General features: G+C 70.8%; 22 protein-coding genes and 1 pseudogene. 15 read left to right on the top strand and 8 right to left on the bottom strand.

Features of this window, described 5'->3' with window-relative positions; all coding sequences use genetic code 11:
- Nucleotides 1-29: 29 nt before the first annotated feature.
- The 4 genes from ABR571_RS07920 to ABR571_RS07905 all read right to left on the bottom strand — a co-directional run bounded on the left by ABR571_RS07920 (nt 30) and on the right by ABR571_RS07905 (nt 2,470).
- The gene (locus ABR571_RS07920) at nt 30-194 is read right to left on the bottom strand and encodes a hypothetical protein (protein ID WP_409452643.1); all 165 of its coding nucleotides are present in this window, start codon (nt 192-194) and stop codon (nt 30-32) included.
- Between the two features lie 63 nt (nt 195-257).
- Nucleotides 258-767: an amino-acid N-acetyltransferase gene (locus tag ABR571_RS07915; RefSeq protein WP_409452642.1), complete on the bottom strand. Its 510-nt coding sequence runs from the start codon at nt 765-767 to the stop codon at nt 258-260.
- A 24-nt stretch (nt 768-791) separates the two neighbouring features.
- Nucleotides 792-1,937, bottom strand: coding sequence for a hypothetical protein (locus ABR571_RS07910; RefSeq protein WP_409452641.1), 1,146 nt, complete (start codon nt 1,935-1,937; stop codon nt 792-794).
- Nucleotides 1,934-2,470: a SigE family RNA polymerase sigma factor gene (locus ABR571_RS07905; RefSeq protein ID WP_409452640.1), complete on the bottom strand. Its 537-nt coding sequence runs from the start codon at nt 2,468-2,470 to the stop codon at nt 1,934-1,936. Before ABR571_RS07905 ends, ABR571_RS07910 begins: the two co-directional genes overlap by 4 nt.
- Before the next feature lie 70 nt (nt 2,471-2,540).
- Between ABR571_RS07905 and ABR571_RS07900 the strand changes: the two genes are divergently transcribed.
- The 6 genes from ABR571_RS07900 to ABR571_RS07875 all read left to right on the top strand — a co-directional run bounded on the left by ABR571_RS07900 (nt 2,541) and on the right by ABR571_RS07875 (nt 7,390).
- Complete coding sequence (locus ABR571_RS07900) at nt 2,541-3,398, top strand: class I SAM-dependent methyltransferase (RefSeq protein ID WP_409452639.1); 858 nt, start codon at nt 2,541-2,543, stop codon at nt 3,396-3,398.
- A 42-nt stretch (nt 3,399-3,440) separates the two neighbouring features.
- Entirely contained in the window at nt 3,441-4,847 is a 1,407-nt protein-coding gene (gene rimO / locus ABR571_RS07895) for a 30S ribosomal protein S12 methylthiotransferase RimO (protein ID WP_409452638.1), read from the top strand.
- Between the two features lie 143 nt (nt 4,848-4,990).
- Nucleotides 4,991-5,614, top strand: coding sequence for a CDP-diacylglycerol--glycerol-3-phosphate 3-phosphatidyltransferase (gene pgsA / locus ABR571_RS07890; RefSeq protein ID WP_409452652.1), 624 nt, complete (start codon nt 4,991-4,993; stop codon nt 5,612-5,614).
- Nucleotides 5,611-6,090: a CinA family protein gene (locus ABR571_RS07885; protein WP_409452637.1), complete on the top strand. Its 480-nt coding sequence runs from the start codon at nt 5,611-5,613 to the stop codon at nt 6,088-6,090. The genes pgsA and ABR571_RS07885 overlap by 4 nt, the downstream gene beginning before the upstream one ends.
- Before the next feature lie 121 nt (nt 6,091-6,211).
- A complete protein-coding gene (locus tag ABR571_RS07880; RefSeq protein WP_409452636.1) occupies nt 6,212-6,583 on the top strand; it encodes a helix-turn-helix domain-containing protein in 372 nt (123 codons plus the stop codon).
- 138 nt (nt 6,584-6,721) lie between these two features.
- Nucleotides 6,722-7,390 carry a TetR family transcriptional regulator gene (locus tag ABR571_RS07875; RefSeq protein ID WP_409452635.1) on the top strand — a complete coding sequence of 223 codons (669 nt, stop codon included), beginning with the start codon at nt 6,722-6,724 and terminating at the stop codon, nt 7,388-7,390.
- A gap of 24 nt (nt 7,391-7,414) precedes the next feature.
- Here the strand turns inward: ABR571_RS07875 and ABR571_RS07870 are convergent, their stop codons facing one another.
- From ABR571_RS07870 to ABR571_RS07860, 3 genes are read right to left on the bottom strand one after another with little or no spacing between them, the layout of a single operon-like run.
- Complete coding sequence (locus ABR571_RS07870) at nt 7,415-8,212, bottom strand: Fpg/Nei family DNA glycosylase (RefSeq protein WP_409452634.1); 798 nt, start codon at nt 8,210-8,212, stop codon at nt 7,415-7,417.
- Between the two features lie 12 nt (nt 8,213-8,224).
- Nucleotides 8,225-12,775, bottom strand: a complete 4,551-nt coding sequence (locus tag ABR571_RS07865; protein ID WP_409452633.1) for an ATP-dependent helicase — start codon at nt 12,773-12,775, stop codon at nt 8,225-8,227.
- Between the two features lie 20 nt (nt 12,776-12,795).
- Nucleotides 12,796-13,146: a DUF1844 domain-containing protein gene (locus ABR571_RS07860; RefSeq protein WP_409452651.1), complete on the bottom strand. Its 351-nt coding sequence runs from the start codon at nt 13,144-13,146 to the stop codon at nt 12,796-12,798.
- 242 nt (nt 13,147-13,388) lie between these two features.
- Here ABR571_RS07860 and infC point away from each other — a divergent pair, with 242 nt between their 5' ends.
- The 7 genes from infC (at nt 13,389) to ABR571_RS07825 (ending at nt 17,893) form a co-directional block, all read left to right on the top strand.
- Nucleotides 13,389-14,066 carry a translation initiation factor IF-3 gene (gene infC, locus ABR571_RS07855; RefSeq protein ID WP_409452650.1) on the top strand — a complete coding sequence of 226 codons (678 nt, stop codon included), beginning with the start codon at nt 13,389-13,391 and terminating at the stop codon, nt 14,064-14,066.
- A gap of 18 nt (nt 14,067-14,084) precedes the next feature.
- On the top strand, nt 14,085-14,279 hold the full coding sequence (gene rpmI, locus ABR571_RS07850; protein WP_409452632.1) for a 50S ribosomal protein L35: 195 nt from the start codon (nt 14,085-14,087) through the stop codon (nt 14,277-14,279).
- Nucleotides 14,280-14,342: 63 nt separating this feature from the next.
- Nucleotides 14,343-14,741: a 50S ribosomal protein L20 gene (gene rplT / locus ABR571_RS07845; protein ID WP_409452631.1), complete on the top strand. Its 399-nt coding sequence runs from the start codon at nt 14,343-14,345 to the stop codon at nt 14,739-14,741.
- The gene (locus ABR571_RS07840) at nt 14,742-15,509 is read left to right on the top strand and encodes a TrmH family RNA methyltransferase (RefSeq protein ID WP_409452649.1); all 768 of its coding nucleotides are present in this window, start codon (nt 14,742-14,744) and stop codon (nt 15,507-15,509) included. It abuts the gene before it with no gap.
- A 185-nt stretch (nt 15,510-15,694) separates the two neighbouring features.
- Nucleotides 15,695-16,309, top strand: coding sequence for an MOSC domain-containing protein (locus ABR571_RS07835; RefSeq protein ID WP_409452648.1), 615 nt, complete (start codon nt 15,695-15,697; stop codon nt 16,307-16,309).
- Between the two features lie 76 nt (nt 16,310-16,385).
- Nucleotides 16,386-17,000 carry a DUF6318 family protein gene (locus tag ABR571_RS07830; RefSeq protein ID WP_409452630.1) on the top strand — a complete coding sequence of 205 codons (615 nt, stop codon included), beginning with the start codon at nt 16,386-16,388 and terminating at the stop codon, nt 16,998-17,000.
- Between the two features lie 431 nt (nt 17,001-17,431).
- Nucleotides 17,432-17,893, top strand: a complete 462-nt coding sequence (locus ABR571_RS07825; RefSeq protein WP_409452629.1) for a hypothetical protein — start codon at nt 17,432-17,434, stop codon at nt 17,891-17,893.
- Here ABR571_RS07825 and ABR571_RS07820 read toward each other — a convergent pair.
- Nucleotides 17,890-19,347, bottom strand: a complete 1,458-nt coding sequence (locus ABR571_RS07820) for an aromatic amino acid lyase (protein WP_409452628.1) — start codon at nt 19,345-19,347, stop codon at nt 17,890-17,892. The two genes, ABR571_RS07825 and ABR571_RS07820, sit on opposite strands and share 4 nt — an antisense overlap.
- Before the next feature lie 267 nt (nt 19,348-19,614).
- Here ABR571_RS07820 and pheS point away from each other — a divergent pair, with 267 nt between their 5' ends.
- Both pheS and ABR571_RS07810 read left to right on the top strand, forming a co-directional pair.
- Nucleotides 19,615-20,718 (top strand): phenylalanine--tRNA ligase subunit alpha, encoded by a 1,104-nt coding sequence (gene pheS / locus ABR571_RS07815; protein ID WP_409452627.1) that lies wholly within the window; start codon nt 19,615-19,617, stop codon nt 20,716-20,718.
- Nucleotides 20,715-21,073 (top strand): annotated as a pseudogene (locus ABR571_RS07810) (phenylalanine--tRNA ligase subunit beta); the annotation flags it as partial. The gene pheS and the pseudogene ABR571_RS07810, both read left to right, overlap by 4 nt.

The raw sequence follows: 21,073 nt of genomic DNA, 5'->3' as shown, positions 1-21,073 counted from the left end.
CCGCGCCGCGCGCGGCTCCGGCGTGCGCGTCAGCGGCTGCGGTGGCGTGGCGCGTAGAACATCCGCATCAGTGACAGCGACCTGCTGCCGGGCTTGCGGTGACGGCCGGTGTAGGTCTCGTCCTCGGTGGCGAGGCCGGCCGCCGATGGGGTCCACGGCGTGTACGCCGGTTCAATGCGATCGAGCGTGGCCATGCGATCACCTCCGTAGCATCGACGTTAGCCGTTGGGACGGGTGTGACCGGTGAGACACGCGGGTCAGGACAGATTCAGCAACATCCGGGTGTTGCCGAGAGTGTTCGGCTTGACGTACTCCAGATTCAGGAACTCGGCGACGCCCGGGTCGTACGAGCGACGCAGTGCGTCGTAGGTGTCGTGATCGACGGGCGCCCCCTCGATCTCGACGAAGCCGCTCTCGGCGAAGAACTCGGTCTGGAAGGTGAGGGCGAACAACCGGGACAGGCCCAAGTCGTACGCCGTCGCGATCAGGCTCTGCAGGATCTGTTGGCCGATGCCCTGCTTGAGGTGGTCGGGATGGACGGCGACCGTGCGGATCTCGCCCAGATCCGACCACAGGACGTGCAGAGCACCGCAGCCGACGACCGTGCCGTCGAGGTCGGCGACCTGGAAGTCCTGGACGTCCTCGTAGAGCGTCACCAGTTCCTTGGCCAGCAGGTGGCGGCCGGAGCCGGCGTAGATGTCGACGATCGATTTGATCGCCGGGACGTCAGCGGTGCGGGCGCGGCGGACGACGGCGGACACGGGCAAACGGTATCGGCCGAGGGAACCGGCTTAGGGGATGGCTTTCTCGGCCGCGAGGTAGGGCGCGCGGCCGGTCCCGTTGGTCCAGTGCACGCCGTTGACGATCCGGGTCATCAGCAGTCGCGTCTGGGCATCCACCCGGGACTGCGGCTCGCCCACCATGGTGTTGTCGATCCCGGACACCGAGATGAGCGCCAGGCCGGTGGCGTAGCGGACCGCCGCGCCCTCGTTCGTGCTGAAGTAGCCGGGCAATCCGCCGATCGTCTGCGGGATCGCGTTGCTGCTGTCGTAGCGCCCGGCCAAGGTCTTCTGGTTCCACAGCGTGATGTTCATGCTGACGCCGTCGCTCGAGCCGAAGTCCATGGTGAAGGCGTATCCCTCGCTGCGGTCGTCCTCGATGGCGGTGATCGGCAGGGACGGGACGTAGTCGAGCCGGAAGGGCAGCTCGATGGGAACGGACCGGGCCGGCTCGACGGCCGCGGCGATCCTGACCAGCGCGTCGCGTGTGCTGCCGATGGCGGTCACGCCCTGCACCAGCGCCCACTCGCCGGGCCGGAACTCCCAGGCCAGGGTCGGCAGCTCGTGCCTGCCGTCGGGGTACGACGGCATCGAGCCGAGGTATCCGGTTCGGCCGCCCACGCTGACCTCGGTCCAGGCGCGAACGGACGATGCCCGGGTGAAGCGGCCCTTGTCGAGAACGTAGATGTAGGCCGAGGCCGACTCGCATCCGTTGCAGCCCACGGGCACGCCGGTGTCGGTGCGGCCGCGCACCGCGAGCCAGCGGTACCCCGGCTCGGACGCGCGGGCGTGTTCGGCGAATCCGGCGATGGACTTCATCCCGAACCAGGACAGCGAAATCGATCGTCGGGCATGACCGGTCGGGGACGGCGCCGGGGCGGAGCTGTGGAGCGGCGACGGCGATTGAGTGGTAGCCGGTGACCGGCGGCTGTCCCCGCCGCGGAAGGCGACCGCCGTGCCGATCACGGCCAGCACGGCCGCAACGGCGGCGGCGATCAACCAGGGATTGGGGTGGTTGCGCCGGTCGAAGCGGTGCCGGGCGTCCAGATCCAGCACGTCGAGGCTCGCAAGGTCTTCGAAGTCGGCGGGCACCGTGTCGATGTCGTGCGCGCGTTCCCGCAGCATCGACCGCACGGCGGTTTCGAGGTCGGCGGTCATGAGTCCGCCCCCTTTCCGTCGAGCGACGTATCGAGCCGCAGGGCCGCGAGGGCCCGGGACGCCAGGCTGCGCACCGTGCCCTGACGGCAACCGAGCGCCGTCGCGATCTCGGCGTCGGTGGCGTCGGCGTAGAAACGCAGAACAAGCACCGTCCGCTGCCGGACCGGCAGCCGGCGAAGCGACTGCCACAGGGCGTCGCGCACGGCCGGATCCGGGATTTCCAGCGACACACCGTCGGGAACCGTCTCCAGAATGAGCTCCCGGCTCGCCGCCCGCCGGGACCAGCTGATGTTCGCGTTGGCCAACGCTCGCCGGGCGTAGCCGACGGGGTTTTCGAGGGGCAGGTCGCCGCCGAAGCGCCGGTACATCGCCAGGAGGACCTCTTGGAGCAGGTCCTCGGCGCGATGCCGGTCGCCGCACAAAAGATAGGCGAAGCGGAGCAGGTCCAGACTGCAGCGGCGCGAGAAGTCCGAGACCGACTCGCGCGCTACAGGGACCCGCCCAGTGGACCCGTCGGTCGACAGCGCGATCACATCCCGTACGACGCATCGAGGAGCCGACGTGTTGCAGTCGAGGGCCGGAATGGCTCGCTAGGGTTGCGCCGTGGCGGAACCCGGCGGCTTCGACGCCAAGCGAACACTTCGGATTGTCGGGCAGCGCGCATCGCGTGGCCGGTGGATCCGCAAGGCGCAACTCGTGCGCCGCTACGGCGCCACCATTCCCGGTGAGCTGCGCTACGTCCTCGCCGATCCGGAGCTCGACACGTTCAGCTACGAACTGGCCAACGCCGACGACCTCGCGAAGGCAGTGGCCGACGCGGCGGCCGTGCCGGCGACCACGGTCAGCGGGCTGTTCGCCGAAGTTCGCACCGACAAGGTCCTCGCCGACCGGATCCGACGGGCCACGCGCTGGCATCCGGAGGCCAAGCGACGGCCTCCGCTCGGCCGCCAGCTCGCGCGCTACGCGATGACTCGCTTGCTCCGACCCGAGCTGATCGTCGAGTGCGGCATCAAGCACGGACTCGGGGCGGCCGTGATGCTCCGCGCGCTCGAGCGCAACGCCGAGGACGGTGCGCAACTGGGGCAACTGATCGGCATCGACCCCGACCCACGGGCCGGCTGGCTCGTGTCAGCCCGAACCATCGGGTGGGAACGGGTCGTCGCCCGTTCGACCGACGCGCTTCCCGGCGTGCTCCGCGGCCGTCCGACCGGCCTGCTGGTGCACGACTCGGTTCCCGACGTCGCGGTAGCCCGGTACGAGTACGAGGCCGCCCTGGCCTGCGCAGCGCCGGCCTTGGCATTGATCGGTAACGGCAACTGGACGTCGGCGCTGCGCGATCTCGGGGCTGAACGGGGATTCGCGTGTTACAGCGTCGGCGAGCGACCCGCGGGCCACTTCTACCCTGGGGCGGTGCAGGACCTGGCCATCGTGCGCGCACCGGACCGCCCGCGGGACGCCTGAATCGGCTGGACGAGGCGGGCACGCCCGCGCGGGTAACCTGCTGTGGTGCCCCAACCGTCCCGAAGCGTCGCGCTCGTGACGCTCGGCTGCGCCCGCAACGAGGTCGATTCCGAAGAGCTGGCGGGCCGTCTCGGCGTCGCGGGGTGGGGCCTGGTGACTGATGCCGACGACGCCGACGTCGTCGTGGTCAACACGTGCGGGTTCATCGACTCGGCCAAGAAGGACTCGATCGACACCCTGCTGGCGGCGGCCGACACCGGTGCCAAGGTGGTGGCGGTCGGGTGCCTGGCCGAACGGTACGGCGACCAGCTGGCGTCGTCGCTGCCCGAGACCGACGCTGTGCTCGGCTTCGACTCCTACGCCGACATCGCCGCGAGGCTGGACGACATCGCCGCCGGGCGCGACGTCGAACCGCACGTGCCGCGCGACCGGCGCACCCTGTTGCCGGTGTCGCCCGTCCAACGGCCGGCCGCGTCGGCGGAGGTCGCGCTGCCCGGGCATGCTTGGCTGCCGTCGGCGGCCTTGCGGACGCGGCTGGACGACGCCCCGGTCGCCTACCTCAAGCTGGCGTCGGGCTGTGACCGGCGCTGCACGTTCTGCGCCATCCCGTCCTTCCGCGGCTCGTTCGTGTCCCGCCCGCCGGCCGACGTGCTGGCCGAGGCGCACTGGCTCGCGTCGACCGGCGCCCGCGAACTCGTCCTGGTCAGCGAGAACTCGACGTCCTACGGCAAGGACCTCGGCGATCTGCGCGCACTCGAAGGCCTGCTGCCCCAACTCGCGGCCATCGACGGAGTGGACCGGATCCGGGTGTCCTACCTGCAGCCGGCCGAGCTGCGCCCCGCCTTGCTGGCCGCGTTGGCGACGACGCCCGGTGTTGCCCCGTACTTCGACCTCTCCTTCCAGCACTCGAGCCCCGCCGTGCTCCGGCGGATGAAGCGGTTCGGCGACACCGACGCCTTCCTCGAGCTGCTCGCCCGCGCCCGTGCGTTGGCGCCGGAGCTCGGCACTCGCAGCAACTTCATCGTCGGCTTCCCCGGTGAGACCGAGGCCGACCTGGCCGAGCTCGAGCGCTTCCTGTCCGAGGCGCGGTTCGACGCCATCGGCGTCTTCGGCTACTCCGACGAAGAGGGCACCGACGCCGTCGCGTTCGACGGCAAGCTCGACGCCGACGAGATCGCCGAACGCGTCGAGCGGATCAGCGGCCTGGCCGATGAGCTGGTCGCCCAGCGCGCGGAAGACCGGGTCGGGACGCGGGTGGACGTCCTCATCGAGGACGTCGACGACGACGGCGTCCTGGGCCGCGGTGCCCACCAGGGGCCCGATGTCGACGGGATCGTGCGCCTGGCCGGAGCAATCGACGAACTGCGCCGCGGGCAGTTCGTCAGCGCGTTCGTCGTCGACACCGAAGGTGTCGATCTGCTCGCCGAGCCGGTCGGAGCTCCGTGGTGACCGAGTCGACGGGGGAGACGCCGGTCGTCGGCGCGGCGCCGGTCCGGGGTCCGTCGCCAGTCGTCGGCCCTCGGTCGGCGACCGACCGGCCGAGTGCGCGGGACAAGCGGCTACCCGGCGAGAAGCACCTGCCCAAGCCGTCGATGCCGCGGCTCACCGACGACCCGATCGGTGATCCGCCGAGCCCGGTGTCGGCGTGGAACATCGCGAACGCCCTGACGGTCTTCCGCCTCGTCCTCGTCCCGGTGTTCGTGGTGACGCTGTTCGCCCACGGCGGCCACGACGAGCTGTGGCGATTCCTGGCCTGGGTCGTGTTCGCCGTCGCCTCGGTGACCGACCGCATCGACGGCGACATCGCCCGCAAACGCGGCCTGGTCACCGAGTTCGGCAAGCTCGCCGATCCGATCGCCGACAAGGCGCTGATCGGCGCCGCCCTCATCGGGCTGTCGGTCCTCGATGACCTGCCCTGGTGGATCACCGTGGTCATGCTCGTCCGCGAGGTCGGGGTGACCGGCCTGCGGTTCTGGGTCATCCGGCACGGCGTCATCCCGGCCAGTCGCGGCGGCAAGCTGAAGACGCTGCTGCAGGCGGTCGCGACCGGGCTGTTCGTGCTGATCCCGATCGGCTCGTGGCTCAAGCCGGTGGCCTGGACCTTCATGGGTGCCGCGATCGTCGTCGCGATGGCTACCGGGCTCGACTATGTCTTCCGGGCGGTGCGGCTGCGCCGTGCGGCGCACGATCGAGCCGCGGCCTCTCGCACGCCGTGACCGAGGTCGCGGCATTGCACGCACACTTACGCTCGCGGGGCGCCACCGTCGCTGTCGCCGAATCGCTCACCGGCGGCCTGCTGACCGGTGCGCTGACCGAACCCGGCGGAGCGAGCAGTGTGCTGCGCGGCGGCCTCGTCGTCTACGCGACCGACCTGAAGGCGGCCCTAGCCGGTGTCGACGAGGCCCTGCTCGAAGACCGAGGAGCCGTCGATCCGGACGTGGCAGCCCAGCTCGCCGCCGGAGCGCGGGACCGACTGAGTGCGACATTCGGCCTGGGTGTCACGGGCGTCGCCGGTCCCGACCAACAGGACGGGCGGGCGGTGGGCACGGTGTACGGCGCGGTGTCCGGTCCGGACGGCACCGTTGTGCAGGAATTCCGACTCGCCGGCAACCGGAGCGAGATTCGGGCCGCCGCGGTGGCCGCGTGCCTCGAGCTGCTGGCCCGGGAATGCGGGATGCCTCCGTCGAGTTAAAAAACGTGATTGTGTTCGCCAAGAGCGGACGGGTCTGCGCGGACAGCGCGCGCCTACCCGGTGCCGGGTACGGTTGAGATCACTGGCCGAGCTCGTGCTTCAGCGTCCGAAGGGGGTCCTCATGCCCGTACTGCGACAGGTCGTGGGTGAGACCCTCCGTGGGCTGCGCATGCGCCAGCGGCGCACGCTGCGTGAGGTCTCCGCCACGGCGCGAGTCAGCCTGGGCTACCTGTCGGAGGTCGAACGCGGGCAGAAGGAGCCGTCCTCGGAGCTGCTCGCCGCCATCTGCAGTGCCCTGGACGTCGAACTGTCCGACTTGTTCGCCGAGGTGAGCCAGGTGCTGCGCCGCGAGGAGAAGCTGGCCGTCGGGAGCAACCGGGTCGCCCTCGTCGGCACCGGTTCGGCGCGGATCAGACCGGCGCCGCGCGCCGACTCCTCCGCCGGTGTGGCTGGGAACGTTCGCGTCCGGTCGCTGCCCACCGTGGCCGCCTGACCGGATTCGGCTTCACATCAGCCTCATCGGTCACAGCTTGACCGACCCGCCGCCCGTCCTCCCCGACCCGGTCCGACCGCGGCGGTAACTTCCGGTTCAGCGTCCTCCCGGACGCGTCGTAGCGAAGCGAGGCCGGTTGTGAGCGATCCGTTGTTCGACACGCTGTTCCGCCCCACCACCTCGTCGCCGATCGCCGCGTCGGCGGCACCGGTTCGCGTCAAGGGCGTCCATTCCAGGGGTGGTAATGCCATGAACCGGACGCGCTCTGCGCTGCTCGGCGGGGCGGCCCGGGCGGTGGCGACGACCGGTACCAAGATCACGATGGCCCAGGTGGCCGCGGCGGCAGGCGTCGCCAAGGCCACCCTCTACAACCACTTCCGCACTCGCGAGGCGGTCCTGGCCGCGCTCGTCGTGCAGCAGGTCGATGCCCTGATCGACGAGCAGCGGGGCAAGCCGCTGGGCGTCGCGCTCGTCGATGCCGCGACAGCTCTCTCGGCCCACCCGGTCCGGGCCGGGCTAGCCGAGGTGGAGCCCGCAGTGCTGGCTGCCGTGGGCCGGATCGACGATGTCGCCGAGGGCTGGCAGCATGCGCGAACGGCGCTCGACACCGCGCTCGCCGCGGAGTCGCGCGACGGCACCGACACCGTCCTGCGCTGGCTGGCGTCCTACCTGCTCAGTCCCGGCGACCCTGAGTCCATCGCCCGTGACGTCGCGGTCCTGTTGGCCGGGCTGCCGGTCGTCGACGGATCGAGCCGGAAGGCGACGAGCCCGGCCGACGAGACGGTCGCGGTGGCCCAGCCGGCCTGACTGCAGCTCGCCCAAGCCTGAACGTCAGGTCGAGACCACTGGTTGGCAGGTCGGGCACCAGTACGTGCTCCGCGCCTTCGGGGGCCGGCCCTGGTCGGCGCGCTGGATCGGGGTGCGGCACCGTAAGCACGGCTGGCCGCCCCGTTCGTAGACCCAGTGATCGCGGCCGCGGCCCAGTTGGCCGGTGGTCGACTGCTCCGGATGGTCGCGGTTCAGCCGGAGGAGCCGCTGCGCCGAGATGGCAAGGCGGGCCAGGTCGGCGACGTCTCCCGTGCGGGTCCACGGGTGGACGCGCTCGATGAAGAGCAGTTCGCACTTGTAGAGGTTGCCGATGCCGGCCAGCTTGCGCTGATCGAGCAGGGCTTCCCCGATGGCGGCGTCCGGGTCCGCCTCGAGGTTCGCCACCGCCCGCGCGACGTCCCAGTCCGGTCCGAGCAGGTCGGGCCCAAGATGGCCGACCAACTGGTGTTCGTCCGTGCGCCGGACGATCTTCAGGTCGTGCACCCGGTAACCGGTCGCCAGCCACTCGGCGTTCCCCAGCAGCGCCCGGATCATGTGGTCGGGGTGCCGGCGCGGCGCTGGTCCGCCGGCCTTGGACAGGTACCAGGACCCGTCCATCTTCAGGTGGCTGTGGAAGGTCAGGTCGTCGTCGATCCGGATGAGGATGTGCTTGCCCCGCGCGAGCACGTCGGCGACCGTGCGGCCGGTCAGATCGGACGTGGCCAGCGCCGGGATGCGGAAATCGCAGACGGTCAGCTGCCGGCCGGTCAGCGCCTGGTCCAGCCGGTGCGCGGTGAGCCAGACGGTGTCGCCTTCAGGCATGCCGCGATTCGATCATGCCCGCAATCGCAGCCCGCGCGGGGTGGGGCGGAAGCCGGCCGCCTCGAGCGCGTCGCCGAGCGTCGATTCGCTGACCGGCTGCCCGTCGGCCCGCTCGACCTGCAGTTTTCCCAGGGCACCGTCGCGCACCGCGAGGGCCAGGGCGTCGGCCGCCGGTTGCAGGGTGCCGGCGTCGTCGGCGAAGGACAGCAGCGTCCGTCCGCCCCGTTCGACGTAGAGAACGCAGACACCGTCGACCAGCACGACCAACGCACCGGCCTTGCGGGCCGGTTGGTGGCCTCGCCCGCCGTCGGCCGAGCGGGGAGCCTCGGGCCACGGCAGCGCCGCACCGTAGGGATTGGCCGGATCGGTGGCGGCCAGGACGAGTGCGCGCGATCCTTCCGAGCCTCGTGCGTCCAATGGCCGGGCTTCGCCGCGCAGGCGATCGACCGCGCCGGGCAGCGCGAACTGGGCCGCGCCGAGGCCTTCGACGAAGTAGCCGCGACGCGCCCGTGCGGACTCCTCGGCCGCCTTCAGCACGGGGTAGACCCCGGCGAACCCGCCGCTGATCCGTTCCGCGACGACCGAGCCGCGGGTGACGATGCCGTAGCGGTCGAGCAGGACGTCGGCGGCCGCGAGAGCGCGCCGCGTGAGGTCGCCATCGCGCAGCGGTGTACTCGACCACCGGCCCGACATACCGGCCGGGGTGGGCCGGGCTGCCGTCGCAGCGCCCGGCGCTACGAGGCCGGCGTACCGGCCGTACCGGCCGCGCGGCGGCCGCGGCTTGCGCGCGTGCGCGGTGCGCCCGCCGGAGCCGAGCAGCGCGCGCACCGGGGCCAGCGTGTCGTTGGTGAGGTGTCCGGCCCAGACCAGATCCCAGACCGCCTTCGTCACCGTCTCGTCGGTTCCGGCACCGGCGACCCGGTCGACCAGCGACCGGAAGAACACCGCTTCGTCGGGGCCGAGCACCGACGCGATCGTCAACGCGAGAGTGTCGTCGATCTCGTCGGGAAGCGGGAGGACCAGCGGCGCGATCTCGGCCGGGGCCAGCGTGATCCAGCCGTCGTTACCGGCGCTGGATCCGGCGCCGGCCCACACCACCTCACCGGCCAGCGTCAGTTCATCCAGCAGGCCGGGGGAGTAGTCGGCGACCCGACTGGGCAGCACGAGGGTCTCGAGGGCGCTCGCCGGCAGTGGGACGCCGGCCAGCTGCTCGACCGCGCGCAGCAGCCCATCCGCGCCCCGGGAGGACCGGGCGCCGAGCCCCTGCCAGGCCGGCGTGAACCGGGCCAGCGCCTCGGGCGGCACCGGTTCGACCTCTTTGCGCAAGGCGGCGAGCGACCGGCGTCGGATCGCGCGCAGCACCTCGGCGTCACACCACTCCGTGGCCATCCCGCCCGGCCGGAATTCGCCCTGGATGACCCGCCCGGCCGCGCCGAGCCGAGCCAGCGTGGCCGCCACCACCGCGACACCCAGGCCCAGCCGGGCCGCGACGTCCTGCGCGACGAACGGACCGTGGGTACGGGCGAACCGCGAGACGAGGTCTCCGAGCGGATCGCGAACCGGTTCGGTGAACGCCTCGGGCACGCCGACCGGCAGGGCGACACCGAGCGCGTCGCGGACGCGTCCGGCGTCCTCGATCGCCAGCCACCGTTCCTGACCGGCGATGCGGACCCGGATGACGCGGCGGGACTCCTCGAGCGCGGCCAGATCCTGCGGGGTTGCCCCTCGAGCCAGCGCCTCCTCCGTGGTGAGGTCACCGACCGCGCGCAGCAGGTCGTGCACGCCGTCCGTCCCGCGGGCCTGGCGATCCGGGGCCAGCCGGGAGATCTCGGCCTCGACCTGGGCGATCGCCTCCGGGTCGAGCAGCTCGCGCAGATCGGTTGCCCCCAGCAGCTCGGCCAGCAGGGCGGAGTCCAGCGACAGCGCCTGGGCCCGCCGCTCGGCCAGCGGGGCATCCCCTTCGTAGAGGAAGACGCCGACGTAGCCGAACAGCAGCGACCGCGCGAAGGGGGAGGCCGATGCAGTCTCGACCTCGACGAGCTTGACCGATCGCGACGCAAGGTCGCGCATCAGACCCACGAGGCCCGGGACGTCGAAGACGTCCTGCAGGCACTCGCGCATCGCCTCGAGGACGACCGGGAAGTCGCCGTACTCGCTGGCGACCTGGAGAAGCTGGTTGGCCCGCTGCCGTTGCTGCCAGAGCGGGGTGCGCCGGCGGGGGTCGCGCCGCGGGAGCAGCAACGACCGGGCGGCGCACTCGCGGAAGCGTGATGCGAACAGCGCCGAGCCGCCGACCTCGGCGGTGACCAGTGACTCGATCTCCTCCGGCTCGAACACGGCGATCTCGCCGGACGGCGGCTCGGCGTCCGTGTCGGGCAGCCGCAGCACGATGCCGTCATCGGAATGCATCGACGACACCTCGAGGCCGAACCGTTCGCGCAGCCGGGCGGTGATGGCCAGTGCCCACGGGGCGTTCACCGGTGCGCCGAAGGGGGAGTGGACGACCAGGCGCCAGTCGCCGAGCTCGTCGCGGAAGCGCTCGACCAGGATCGTCCGGTCGTCTGGCAGGTGGTGGGTCGCGTCCCGCTGCTCGCCGAGGTAGGCCAGCAGGTTGTCCGTGCCCCAGTCGTCCAGTCCGGCCGCGCGGGCGCGCGCCGCCGCGTCGTCCGGCGACGCGTTGGCCACCTCGCGCAGGAAGGCGCCCAGCGCCCGCCCGAGCTCGACCGGGCGGCCCGGTGAATCGCCCTTCCAGAAGGGCATCCGGCCGACCTCGCCCGGCGCGGGAGTCACCAGCACCCGGTCGTGGGTGATGTCCTGGATCCGCCACGAGGAGGACCCGAGCAGGAAGACGTCGCCGACCCGGGACTCGTAGACCATCTCCTCGTCCAGTTCGCCGACGCGCCGCCCCGGACCGTCGGCGCCGGCCAGGAACACGCCGAACAGCCCGCGATCGGGAATCGTGCCGCCGCTGGTGACCGCCAGCCGTTGGGCGCCGCGGCGCGCCGTCAGTTCGCCGCTGACCCGGTCCCACACGAGCCGGGGCCGGAGCTCGGCGAAGGCGTCGGACGGGTAGCGGCCGGCCAGCATGTCGAGGACGGCCTCGAGCGCGGACCGGGGCAGCCCGGCGAAGGGCGCGGCGCGCCGGACGAGCGTCTCGACCTCGTCCACGCTGACGGTGTCGAGCGCGACCATGGCGACGATCTGCTGGGCCAGCACGTCGAGCGGGTTCCGCGGGTAGCGCATGGCCTCGATCGCGCCGTCGCGCATGCGCTCGGCCACGACCGCGCACTCGACGAGGTCGCCGCGAAACTTCGGGAAGATCACCCCACGCGAGACGGCCCCGACCTGGTGACCGGCGCGCCCGACCCGCTGGAGGCCGGCGGCGACCGACGGTGGGGATTCGACCTGCACCACCAGGTCGACCGCGCCCATGTCGATGCCCAGCTCGAGCGACGAGGTCGCGACGACGGCGGGCAGCCGTCCGGCCTTGAGGTCCTCTTCGACGAGGGACCGTTGCTCCCGCGACACCGAGCCGTGGTGCGCCCGGGCGACCACGACCTCACCGGCCGGATGACCCGACCCCGCCTGCGCCATGACCTGCGCCGGCGCGGCGCCGTCCTCCAGTCTCAGCCCGGCCCGTTCGGAGGCGAGCTCGTTCAGGCGGGCTGTCAACCGTTCGGCCAGCCGTCGCGAGTTCGCGAACACGATCGTCGACCGATGTGACTCGACCAGGTCGAGCACCCGCTCTTCGACGTGCGGCCAGATCGACGCCCGCCGCTGGGCGCCGGCGGCCGCTCCGCTGAGATCGTCGGTGGGCTCGCCGATGGCCGACATGTCCTCGACCGGCACGACCACCTGCAGCTCGATCGTTTTCTGCGACTTCGGCTGCACGATGGTCACCGGCCGCCCACCCGCCAGGAACGTCGCAACCTCGTCGACCGGCCGCACCGTGGCCGACAGGCCGATCCGCTGCGCCGGCTTCTCGAGCAGCGCGTCCAACCGCTCGAGCGACACGGCGAGATGGGCCCCCCGCTTGGTCGAGCAGACGGCGTGCACCTCGTCGATGATCACCGTGTCGACCGCGCGCAGTGACTCCCGCGCCGCTGACGTCAGCAGCAGGAACAACGACTCCGGCGTGGTGATCAGGATGTCCGGCGGACGTCGCGTGAACAGCCGCCGCTCGTCGGCCGGAGTGTCGCCGGAGCGCATCCCCACCGTGATGTCCGGCTGGGCAAGCCCGAGCCGCGACGACGCCTGCCGGATGCCGGCGAGCGGGCCGCGCAGGTTGCGTTCAACGTCGACCGCCAGAGCCTTGAGCGGGCTGACGTAGAGGACGCGGCACCGCCTCAGCGGCTCGGTCGGCACCGGCTCGGCTCCCAACCGGTCCAGCGCGGACAGGAACGCGGCGAGGGTCTTCCCGGAGCCGGTCGGTGCCACAACCAGCGTGTGATCGCCGCCGGCAATGGATCCCCACGCACCCAGCTGGGCGTTCGTCGGTGCGGCGAAGGCACCGTCCAGCCACGCCTGGGTGGCCGGGGAGAAACAGGGCGCGGCGGGGGGCACTCCGCCAGTCTGCCTCCGGGCTACGACAGAAGCTTCTCGCCGGGGCCTTCGCCGGGTGCGTCCGGATACACCGAGGCCTCCCGGAATGCGTTCTGCAGCGTCCGCAGACCGTCGCGCAGCGGTTCGCGCTGCCCGTCCAGGAACTCCTGGGTGGCCGCGAGCAGCCCGGCGAGTGCGGTGATCAGCTTGCGCGCCTCGTCCAGGTCCAGATCGGGCTCCTCGCCCGGCGACAGCCCCAGCTTCTCGGCCGACGCGCTCATCAACGTCACCGCGGCGCGGCTGATGACCTCGGCGGCCGGAATGGTGGCCAGCTCGCGGACCGGCAGATCAAGGGTCTCGAACCCGTGGGCCGGCAGCGGGATCTTCCCCACGGGGTGCTCCGGCGCCGCGCTGCCCGGAATGTTCGACCCGCCGGACGGGTTGGCACCGTGCGCGGGGTTTGGGTTGTCCTCAGCCACGCTGTTACCCTGTCATTGCGACCAGCCCCCGTTCACAGCGGGGGTGTGCAAGCGGAAGCCCCGAGTTTCCCACCCGAGCCGTCAGCACCATCAGGCGAGCCGGGTCCGGTCCACGATGTGCGGCTCCGGCCGTGGGTCGTGCGTGTCGTCCAACCCTGGACGGCCGACCGGTCGGATTCACGGCCCCGTGCGCACGAAGCGCAGCGGGGCCGTTCTCATTTCCGGACGGATCCGCTGGAAACCGATATCCGACCGTAGGAGGTCCCATCAGTTCCGAACCCAGGATCAACGACCGGATCCGCGTACCTGAAGTCCGTCTCGTCGGCCCGGAGGGTGAGCAGGTCGGCATCGTGCCGATCGGCAAGGCTCTCGAACTCGCGGCCGAGTCGGACTTGGATCTCGTCGAGGTCGCCCCGATGGCACGTCCGCCCGTCTGCAAGCTCATGGATTACGGCAAGTTCAAGTACGAGAGCGCGCAGAAGGCACGCGAGGCCCGCCGCAACCAGGCGCTCACAGTCATCAAGGAAATGAAGCTCCGCCCCAAGATCGACTCGCACGACTACGAGACCAAGAAGGGTCACGTCGAGCGGTTCCTCAAGGCGGGCGACAAGGTGAAGGTCACGATCATGTTCCGCGGACGCGAGCAGTCCCGCCCCGAACTGGGGTTCCGGCTGCTGCAGCGTCTGGCCGAGGACATCGTCGAGCTCGGTTTCGTCGAGTCTTCGCCGAAGCAGGACGGCCGCAACATGGTCATGGTCGTCGCACCGCACCGCTCCACGAAGCCCACTCGCGTCGCCCGGGTCGCAGACCCGGAGCCCGACGCAGTCGAATAGCTAGCGAAGGATTCACCGATGCCCAAGAACAAGACGCACAGCGGGACGAAGAAGCGCGTGAAGGTCACCGGCAGCGGCAAGCTGCTCGCGCAGCGCGCCGGCGTTCGGCACAAGTTCGAGCACAAGTCCTCCACGCTCACCCGTCGCCTGGCCGGCACCACCGAGGTGTCGCCCAAGGACGCCCCGCGCATCAAGAAGCTGCTCGGTCTCTGATCCCGCCCCACGTTCTCCCGCCGCCCGGACGATTCGGGTGGCCCGACTGCAAGGAATCCCACCGTGGCACGCGTCAAGCGGGCAGTAAACGCCCAGAAGAAGCGCCGGAGCACCCTTGAAGCCGCTAGCGGCTACCGCGGCCAGCGCTCCCGGCTCTACCGCAAGGCCAAGGAGCAGCTGCTCCACTCGGCCACCTACCAGTACCGCGACCGCAAGGACCGCAAGGGCGACTTCCGCCAGCTGTGGATCACCCGCATCAACGCGGCGGCTCGCGCCAACGACATGACCTACAACCGCTTCATCCAGGGCCTGCGCCTGGCCGGCGTGACCGCCGACCGCAAGGTGCTGGCCGACATCGCGGTCACCGACCCGGCTGCCTTCACCGCGCTGGTCGAGGTGGCACGCGCGGCGGTTGCGGCCGAGGGCATCGGCGGCGCATCCGCGCAGTCGCCGGCGGCCTAACTGCTCTCCAGCACAAACGCCCGGCTCGCAGCCGCGCGCCGTCTCACCGGACGGTCCGCCCGGCGCGAGGCCGGGCGTTTCCTTGCCGAGGGCGCGCAGGCGGTCCGCGAGGCGCTGGCCACCGACGCGGTCGTCGAGCTGTTCGCCACGGCCGAGGCGATGGAGCGACACCCGGAGCTGACGTCCGCAGCCGCCGAGATCTCGCCCAAGGACGCTGCGGCCCTGTCGGAGACGGTCACGCCGCAGGGACTGGTGGCGGTGTGTCGGCTCGTTCAGCCGACCGTGAACCAGCTGCTCGAATCTCCGGTAAGACTGTTGGCCGTCCTCGTCGAACCGAACGATCCGGGCAATCTGGGGACGATCATCCGGACCGCCGATGCCGCCGGCGCCGACGCCGTGGTGTTGAACGGGGGAGTCGACCCGTACAACGGCAAAGCCGTTCGCGCGTCCGCCGGCTCGATCTTCCATCTGCCGGTGATCTCATGCGCGGCGGAGGGCCTGCTCGCCGACACCGACCGCGTCGGGATGCAGGCGTTGGCCACCACCGGCGACGGCACGTCCGACCTCGACGGACTGGTTGACGACGGCACGCTCATCCGGCCGTCGGTCTGGCTCTTCGGCACCGAGGCCCACGGCCTGCCCAATTCGGTGCTCGAGGCGGCCGACCGCACCGTGCGCGTTCCGATCTACGGCCGGGCCGAGAGCCTCAATCTGGCCGCGGCGGCCGCAGTGTGTCTGTACGCCAGCGCCCGCGCCCAGCGCCGCTGACAGTTCGTGCCCGCTGCCCTGCCTTTTGGATCACGTTTTCCTCCCGCAGCGTCGCTCGACCCGTCCCTCAGCGACGCCCCGGGAGGAAAACCTGATCGGATGGGACGACCGGGACGGCTAGCGTTGCCGCTGTGCCGACCGTGCTGTCCGTCAACGTCGCGCGCGCCAAAGAGCGGCTCTCCGGCATGCGGATCTCCACCGGCATCGGCAAGCAGCCGGCCGAGGGTCCTGTGGCGATCCGGGAACCGGGACCGAAGCGCGGCGGCCTCGGCAGTGGCCTGGTCGGGGATCTCATCGGCAACCACCGCCACCACGGCGGCTCCGACCAAGCCGTGTACGCCTACGCGCGCGAGCGCCTCGAAGAGTGGGCCGCGGAACTCGGACGGGACCTCCCGAACGGCATGTTCGGCGAGAACCTGACCACGTCGGGTCTCGATGTCGACGCTGCCCGGCTCGGGGAACTGTGGCGTGTCGGGTCGACGGTCGTACTCCGCGTCACCGGACCGCGGATCCCTTGCGCGACCTTCAGGGCCCGGATGGGCGAGCCCGGCTGGGTGAAGCGATTCGCTGCCGTCGGCCTGACGGGCGCGTACCTGAGTGTGGTCACCGGCGGGGAGATCACGGTCGGCGATCCCATCGAGATCGTGTACCGGCCCGACCATGACGTCACGACCGCCCTCGCGTTCCGGGCAATGATCGGACAGCGCTCTCTGTGGCAGCAGGTGGCGCTCGCCGGCGACGATTTGAGCGACGAGTTGCGGGAGATGGCTGCGGCGGGGCGGACGTACCGCTTGCGGTAAGCCGCGGAGCGGGCCACCGTCCACAGCCGGTCGCCGCTCACTGGTCGACCGGCGCGCGGCCTGCAATGATTTGGGAGTGCCTTTCCGGTTCCTGGCAATTGGGCTGATTGCCGGATTCTTGGCCGCCTGCTCAGGCGGCGCGGATCCGAAGCCGACGCCGTCGCCCTCTGCTTCGGCGCCCACGTCGACGGCTCCGAGCCGGCCCTCGAGCCCGAGCCGGACCGGACCGCTGACCACCGGCCCCAACGTCCGCGCCGGCGAGAAGCCGCCCGTATACCCCGACCTAGCAAAGCAACACAACGCCAACGGCGCCCTAGCCTTCGCGATCTACTTCATGCAGTCTTTCGATTGGGGCTATGCCACCAACGATCCGTTCATACTCGGATCGCTAGCGCTCTCGTCTTGCAAGGGCTGTGTCACCTATCGGCAATCTCTCGCCGCGGTCGAGTCCAAAGGGGAAAGGCTGACGGGCGGCCGTCTCACTCCACGCTCCGGTCAGGTTCTCCACGAGAAATTCGACTTCCCCGCCGATTACGTACTTGACATGGTTTACGACGAGGAACCAGTCATGATCAGCGGTCCTGACCATCCGTCTGCAACAGCAGCGCCTGCCCTCACTGGCCACCACACTTTGGTGTTCGTGCGGTGGGTTGGCGGCCAGTGGCGAGTCGCGGATGTAACCGCGAAATGAGGTTCCTGAAAGCACTCGCGGTCAGCGTCGCGATCTGCGGATCGAGTTGCTTCTTGGCGTTGACCAGCGCTGAGTCGAAACCTTCACCAACGCCGCCGACAGTCGATGGAAGCGGCGTCCCAGGCGGATTCAGCCTGACTGGCATCGAAGCTTCGGCCAAGCGGCCAGCGAGCGCCGCCCGCGGGACCGACTCGAGGGTAGAGGTAAGTGTCATCAATTGCGGTTCGCCGACGGCAGTCGGCCGTCAAATGCCAGTGGACCAATCCTGCGGAGCCGTGCACCTCATGTGCGACAGAGAAGCGCTGTCGGCGCCTTCCAATAATCAGCTAACCAACTACGGCGTTGTACGTCGTTATCCGGACGGCCATGTGGAGGTAACGCCTGAATGCAACGTGACGTCGGCCCGAGCTCGGCCGCAAGTTACGGGAGAGATGGCGCGGCAGGAGGCCGAGAAGCTTCTCCCGCATCCGGCCATCGGCTCGGCGCCGGCGGGGGACGTCACCCTCGTCAACATCGAAACCGTCCTCTGGGTCGACACTGCGCCGGACCGCACCCTCGGCACAGTCACCCTGCTCGGTCATCGCGTCACCCTGCGGGCGCACCTCGAGCGGGTCGATTGGAACTTCGGCGACAAGTCGAGCGACAGCACCGCCGGACCGGGCAAGCCATACACGAACGCCGACCCCTGCCGCACGAAGCAGTGCCCCAACTACTTCGGGCACACGTATCTGCGCACCGGCCCGGTCACCGTGGCCGCCGCTCTCACCTGGACCGGTCAGTTCCGGGTGGACGACGGCGCGTGGCAGGCCATTCCCGGCACGGTCGCCGCCCCGGCCACGGGCGACGATCTCCGCGTCAAGGAGGCTCGGGGCGTGCTGGTCCCTGACTCCTAGAGCAACGTGGTCAGCGCGTCGAAGTTGCCGTCGACGGCCGCAACCTGGTCCAACACCTGCTCAGCGCGCTGAAGGTCATCGGTCAGATCACGGTCGGCCAAGCTCGTCCCGAAGCCTGCGCAGGCCGTGAGCAGGCCGCGCAGCGCCGGGGGATCGAGCTCCTTCATCCGCAGGCACCGCGCTGCGGCCACCAACTCACCGGCGAGCACACCTCGGAACGCGTCGGCCGCGACCAGCGCCTGCCGTGCGCCCAGCGAGGCGAAGCTCGCGTCCTCCTCGACGCCGTTGGACAACGTGACGGTCTGCAGCGCCGCAGGCGTCGCCGCCGCCCGCAGCTCGGCCAGCGCCGAGGCCACGACGTACTCGACGACCATCACGCCGGACGCCCCCGCCCGGCCGTTGCCAAGGAAGGCCGGCAGCCCGGTGTTCTCCGGCGCACACAGCATGGACAACCGGGCCAGCGACAGCTGCGCCGCCTCGGCCAACGCGAGCCGCGTGGAATCGAGGGACTGCGCCAGATACGCCACGTGGAATCCGCCGTGGTGCACGACGTCGAAGCCGGGGCGGTACACCGGGTTCTCCGACGGAGCGTTCGCCAGGCGGGTCACGACGTCGGCCAGGCTCGACAGCGCGTCCAGCAGCGGACCGTGAACCTGCGGCAGGGCCCGTAGTGCGAACGGGTCCTGGATGCGCGCCGCCTCGGGTGCCCCGACGGTCAGCCGGCGGATCGTGCGGCACACCGATTGCGCCCCGTCGAATGGAGTCACGTCCTCGACCGCCCGGGAGAACGCCTCACCGTTGCCCGACGAACCGACGAACGTCGCCGCCGCGATCGTCAGTGCCGCCCGGGACAGGCCACGCAGCCGACCGAGCGCGATGGCCGCGTCGGCGATCGTCGCGGCGTTGCTCGACAACAGTGGCAGCGCGTCGCTGATCGTCAGTGGCACGACGCGGCCCAACGGCGTCGAGGTCGGGATCTCGCCGAGCAGGGCCAGCGCAGTGGTGGCAAGAGCCGGCAGGTCGCCGGTGCCCACGCCGCCGTACTCCCGCACCGGGGGCAACGCGTCGTGCCTGATCATGTCCAGCAACCCGTCGAGCACGCCCGGATTGATGCCGCTCCCGCCGGCAGCCAGCTGGTTCAGCCGGACGACGAGCATCGCCCGGACCCGTCCGCGCGACCGGAGCGGACCGCTGGACGAGGCGTGGCTGCGCAGCAGGTCCAGACCCGGGTCGAAATTCTCGCCGGCTCTGGCGCGGTCGTCGTCGATCGCCACCAACCGGTTCCCACCCACGCCGGTCGACCGCCCGTAGACCGGGCGGGTGACCGCCAGTGCTTGCGCATTCACCCGAGCCGCCACGGCCCGGGCCTCGGCGGAGAGGGTGACCTCTTCGCCGCCTGCGGCGATCAGCGCGACGTCCCCGGCGGCCAGGGACGACCCGTCCAACACGATCACTGGCTCTCCTCGGGTCGTTCGCCGGTAGCGGTCCGCGCAGTGCCACCGGCAACGCGGGACGTGCGCCGCATCATTCCGCAGACGCGCCCGATAAACTCGGGCCATGCCTGCGCAGTCGTTGTTCGCCACGCGATACGGGGTGTTTGCCGCGCGGCTCGCGGCCGCCAGCCCGACGCGCCTCTGACGCAAGCCGTCACGGAGCGTTCGGCGCACGTCCCCTCGTAGGCTCGGGCGGCTGGACCGCCCCGACGAAAGAACCAGTGACGCATGCCCACCGAATCGTTCGACCCGGTCGAGGTCGCGGCTCTGCAGCCCGAAGCGGTCGACGCCGCTGTGGCGGCCGCGCTCGCCGCGTTCACCGCCGCAGCCGACCTCGACGTCCTCAAGGCCGCCCGGCTCGCCCACGTCGGCGATCGCTCGCCGCTGGCACTGGCCAATCGGGAGATCGGCGCGCTCCCGCCGGCCGCCCGATCGGCCGCCGGGCAGCGGGTGGGCGCGGCCAAGACCGCCGTGACCAAGGCTCTGGCCACCCGTCAGGCCGAACTCGAGGCCGAACGCGACGCCCGTGTCCTCGTCGACGAGGCGGTTGACGTCACGCTGCCCACCGATCGCCGGCGGGCCGGCGCGCGACATCCGTTGACCACCGTGCAGGAGCTGATCAGCGACGTCTTCCTGACCATGGGCTGGGAGGTCGACGAAGGGCCGGAGGCCGAATCCGCCTGGTTCAACTTCGACGCGCTCAACACACCGGCCGAGCATCCGTCGCGCGAACTCACCGACACGTTCTACGTGTCGGCGGCCGACTCGGGCGTGGTACTCCGCACGCAGACCTCGCCGGTGCAGATCCGCACGATGCTCGAGCGCACGCCGCCCATCTACATCGTCTGTCCCGGCAAGGTGTTCCGCACCGACGAGCTGGACGCCACCCACACGCCGGTCTTCCACCAACTCGAGGGGCTGGCCGTCGACGAGGGCCTCACCATGGCGCATCTCAAGGGCACCCTCGACCACATGGCGGCGTCCATGTTCGGGCCCGGCATCGCCACGCGCCTGCGCCCGCACTACTTCCCGTTCACCGAGCCGAGCGCGGAGATGGATCTGCTCTGCTTCGTATGCCGTGGCGCGTCGGTGGGCAACCCCGAGCGTCCCTGCCGCACCTGCAGCAGTGAGGGCTGGATCGAATGGGGCGGCTGCGGCATGGTCAACCCGCGCGTCCTCGTGGCCTGCGGCATCGACCCGGACCGGTACAGCGGGTTCGCATTCGGCATGGGCATCGAGCGCACGTTGATGTTCCGCAACGGAGTCGCCGACATGCGCGACATCGTCGAGGGCGACGTCCGTTTCACGACGGCATTCGGAGTGGACGCATGAAGGCTCCGGTGAGCTGGCTGGCCGAGCACGTCGATCTGCCTGACGCCGTCACGCCGCGACAGTTGGCTGATGCCCTCATCCGAGTGGGGATCGAGGTCGAATCGGTCGAGTCCGGTGCTGACGGACTGACCGGCCCCATCGTGGTCGGACGTGTGGCGGCCTTCGCCGACGAGGCGCAGAAGAACGGCAAGACCATCCGCTGGTGTCAGGTGGACGTCGGCGACGAGGAGCCCCGTGGAATCGTCTGCGGCGCGCACAACTTCGCGGTCGGCGATCTCGTCGTGGTGTCGCTGCCGGGCGCGGTGCTGCCCGGCGGCTTCGCGATCGCGGCCCGCAAGACGTACGGCCACGTCTC

The organism is Jatrophihabitans sp. (genome assembly GCF_046262535.1).
GTDB lineage: Bacteria > Actinomycetota > Actinomycetes > Mycobacteriales > Jatrophihabitantaceae > Jatrophihabitans.
The sequence above is the reverse complement of the archived record's forward strand: the minus strand, read 5'-3'. Positions and strand labels throughout refer to the sequence as shown.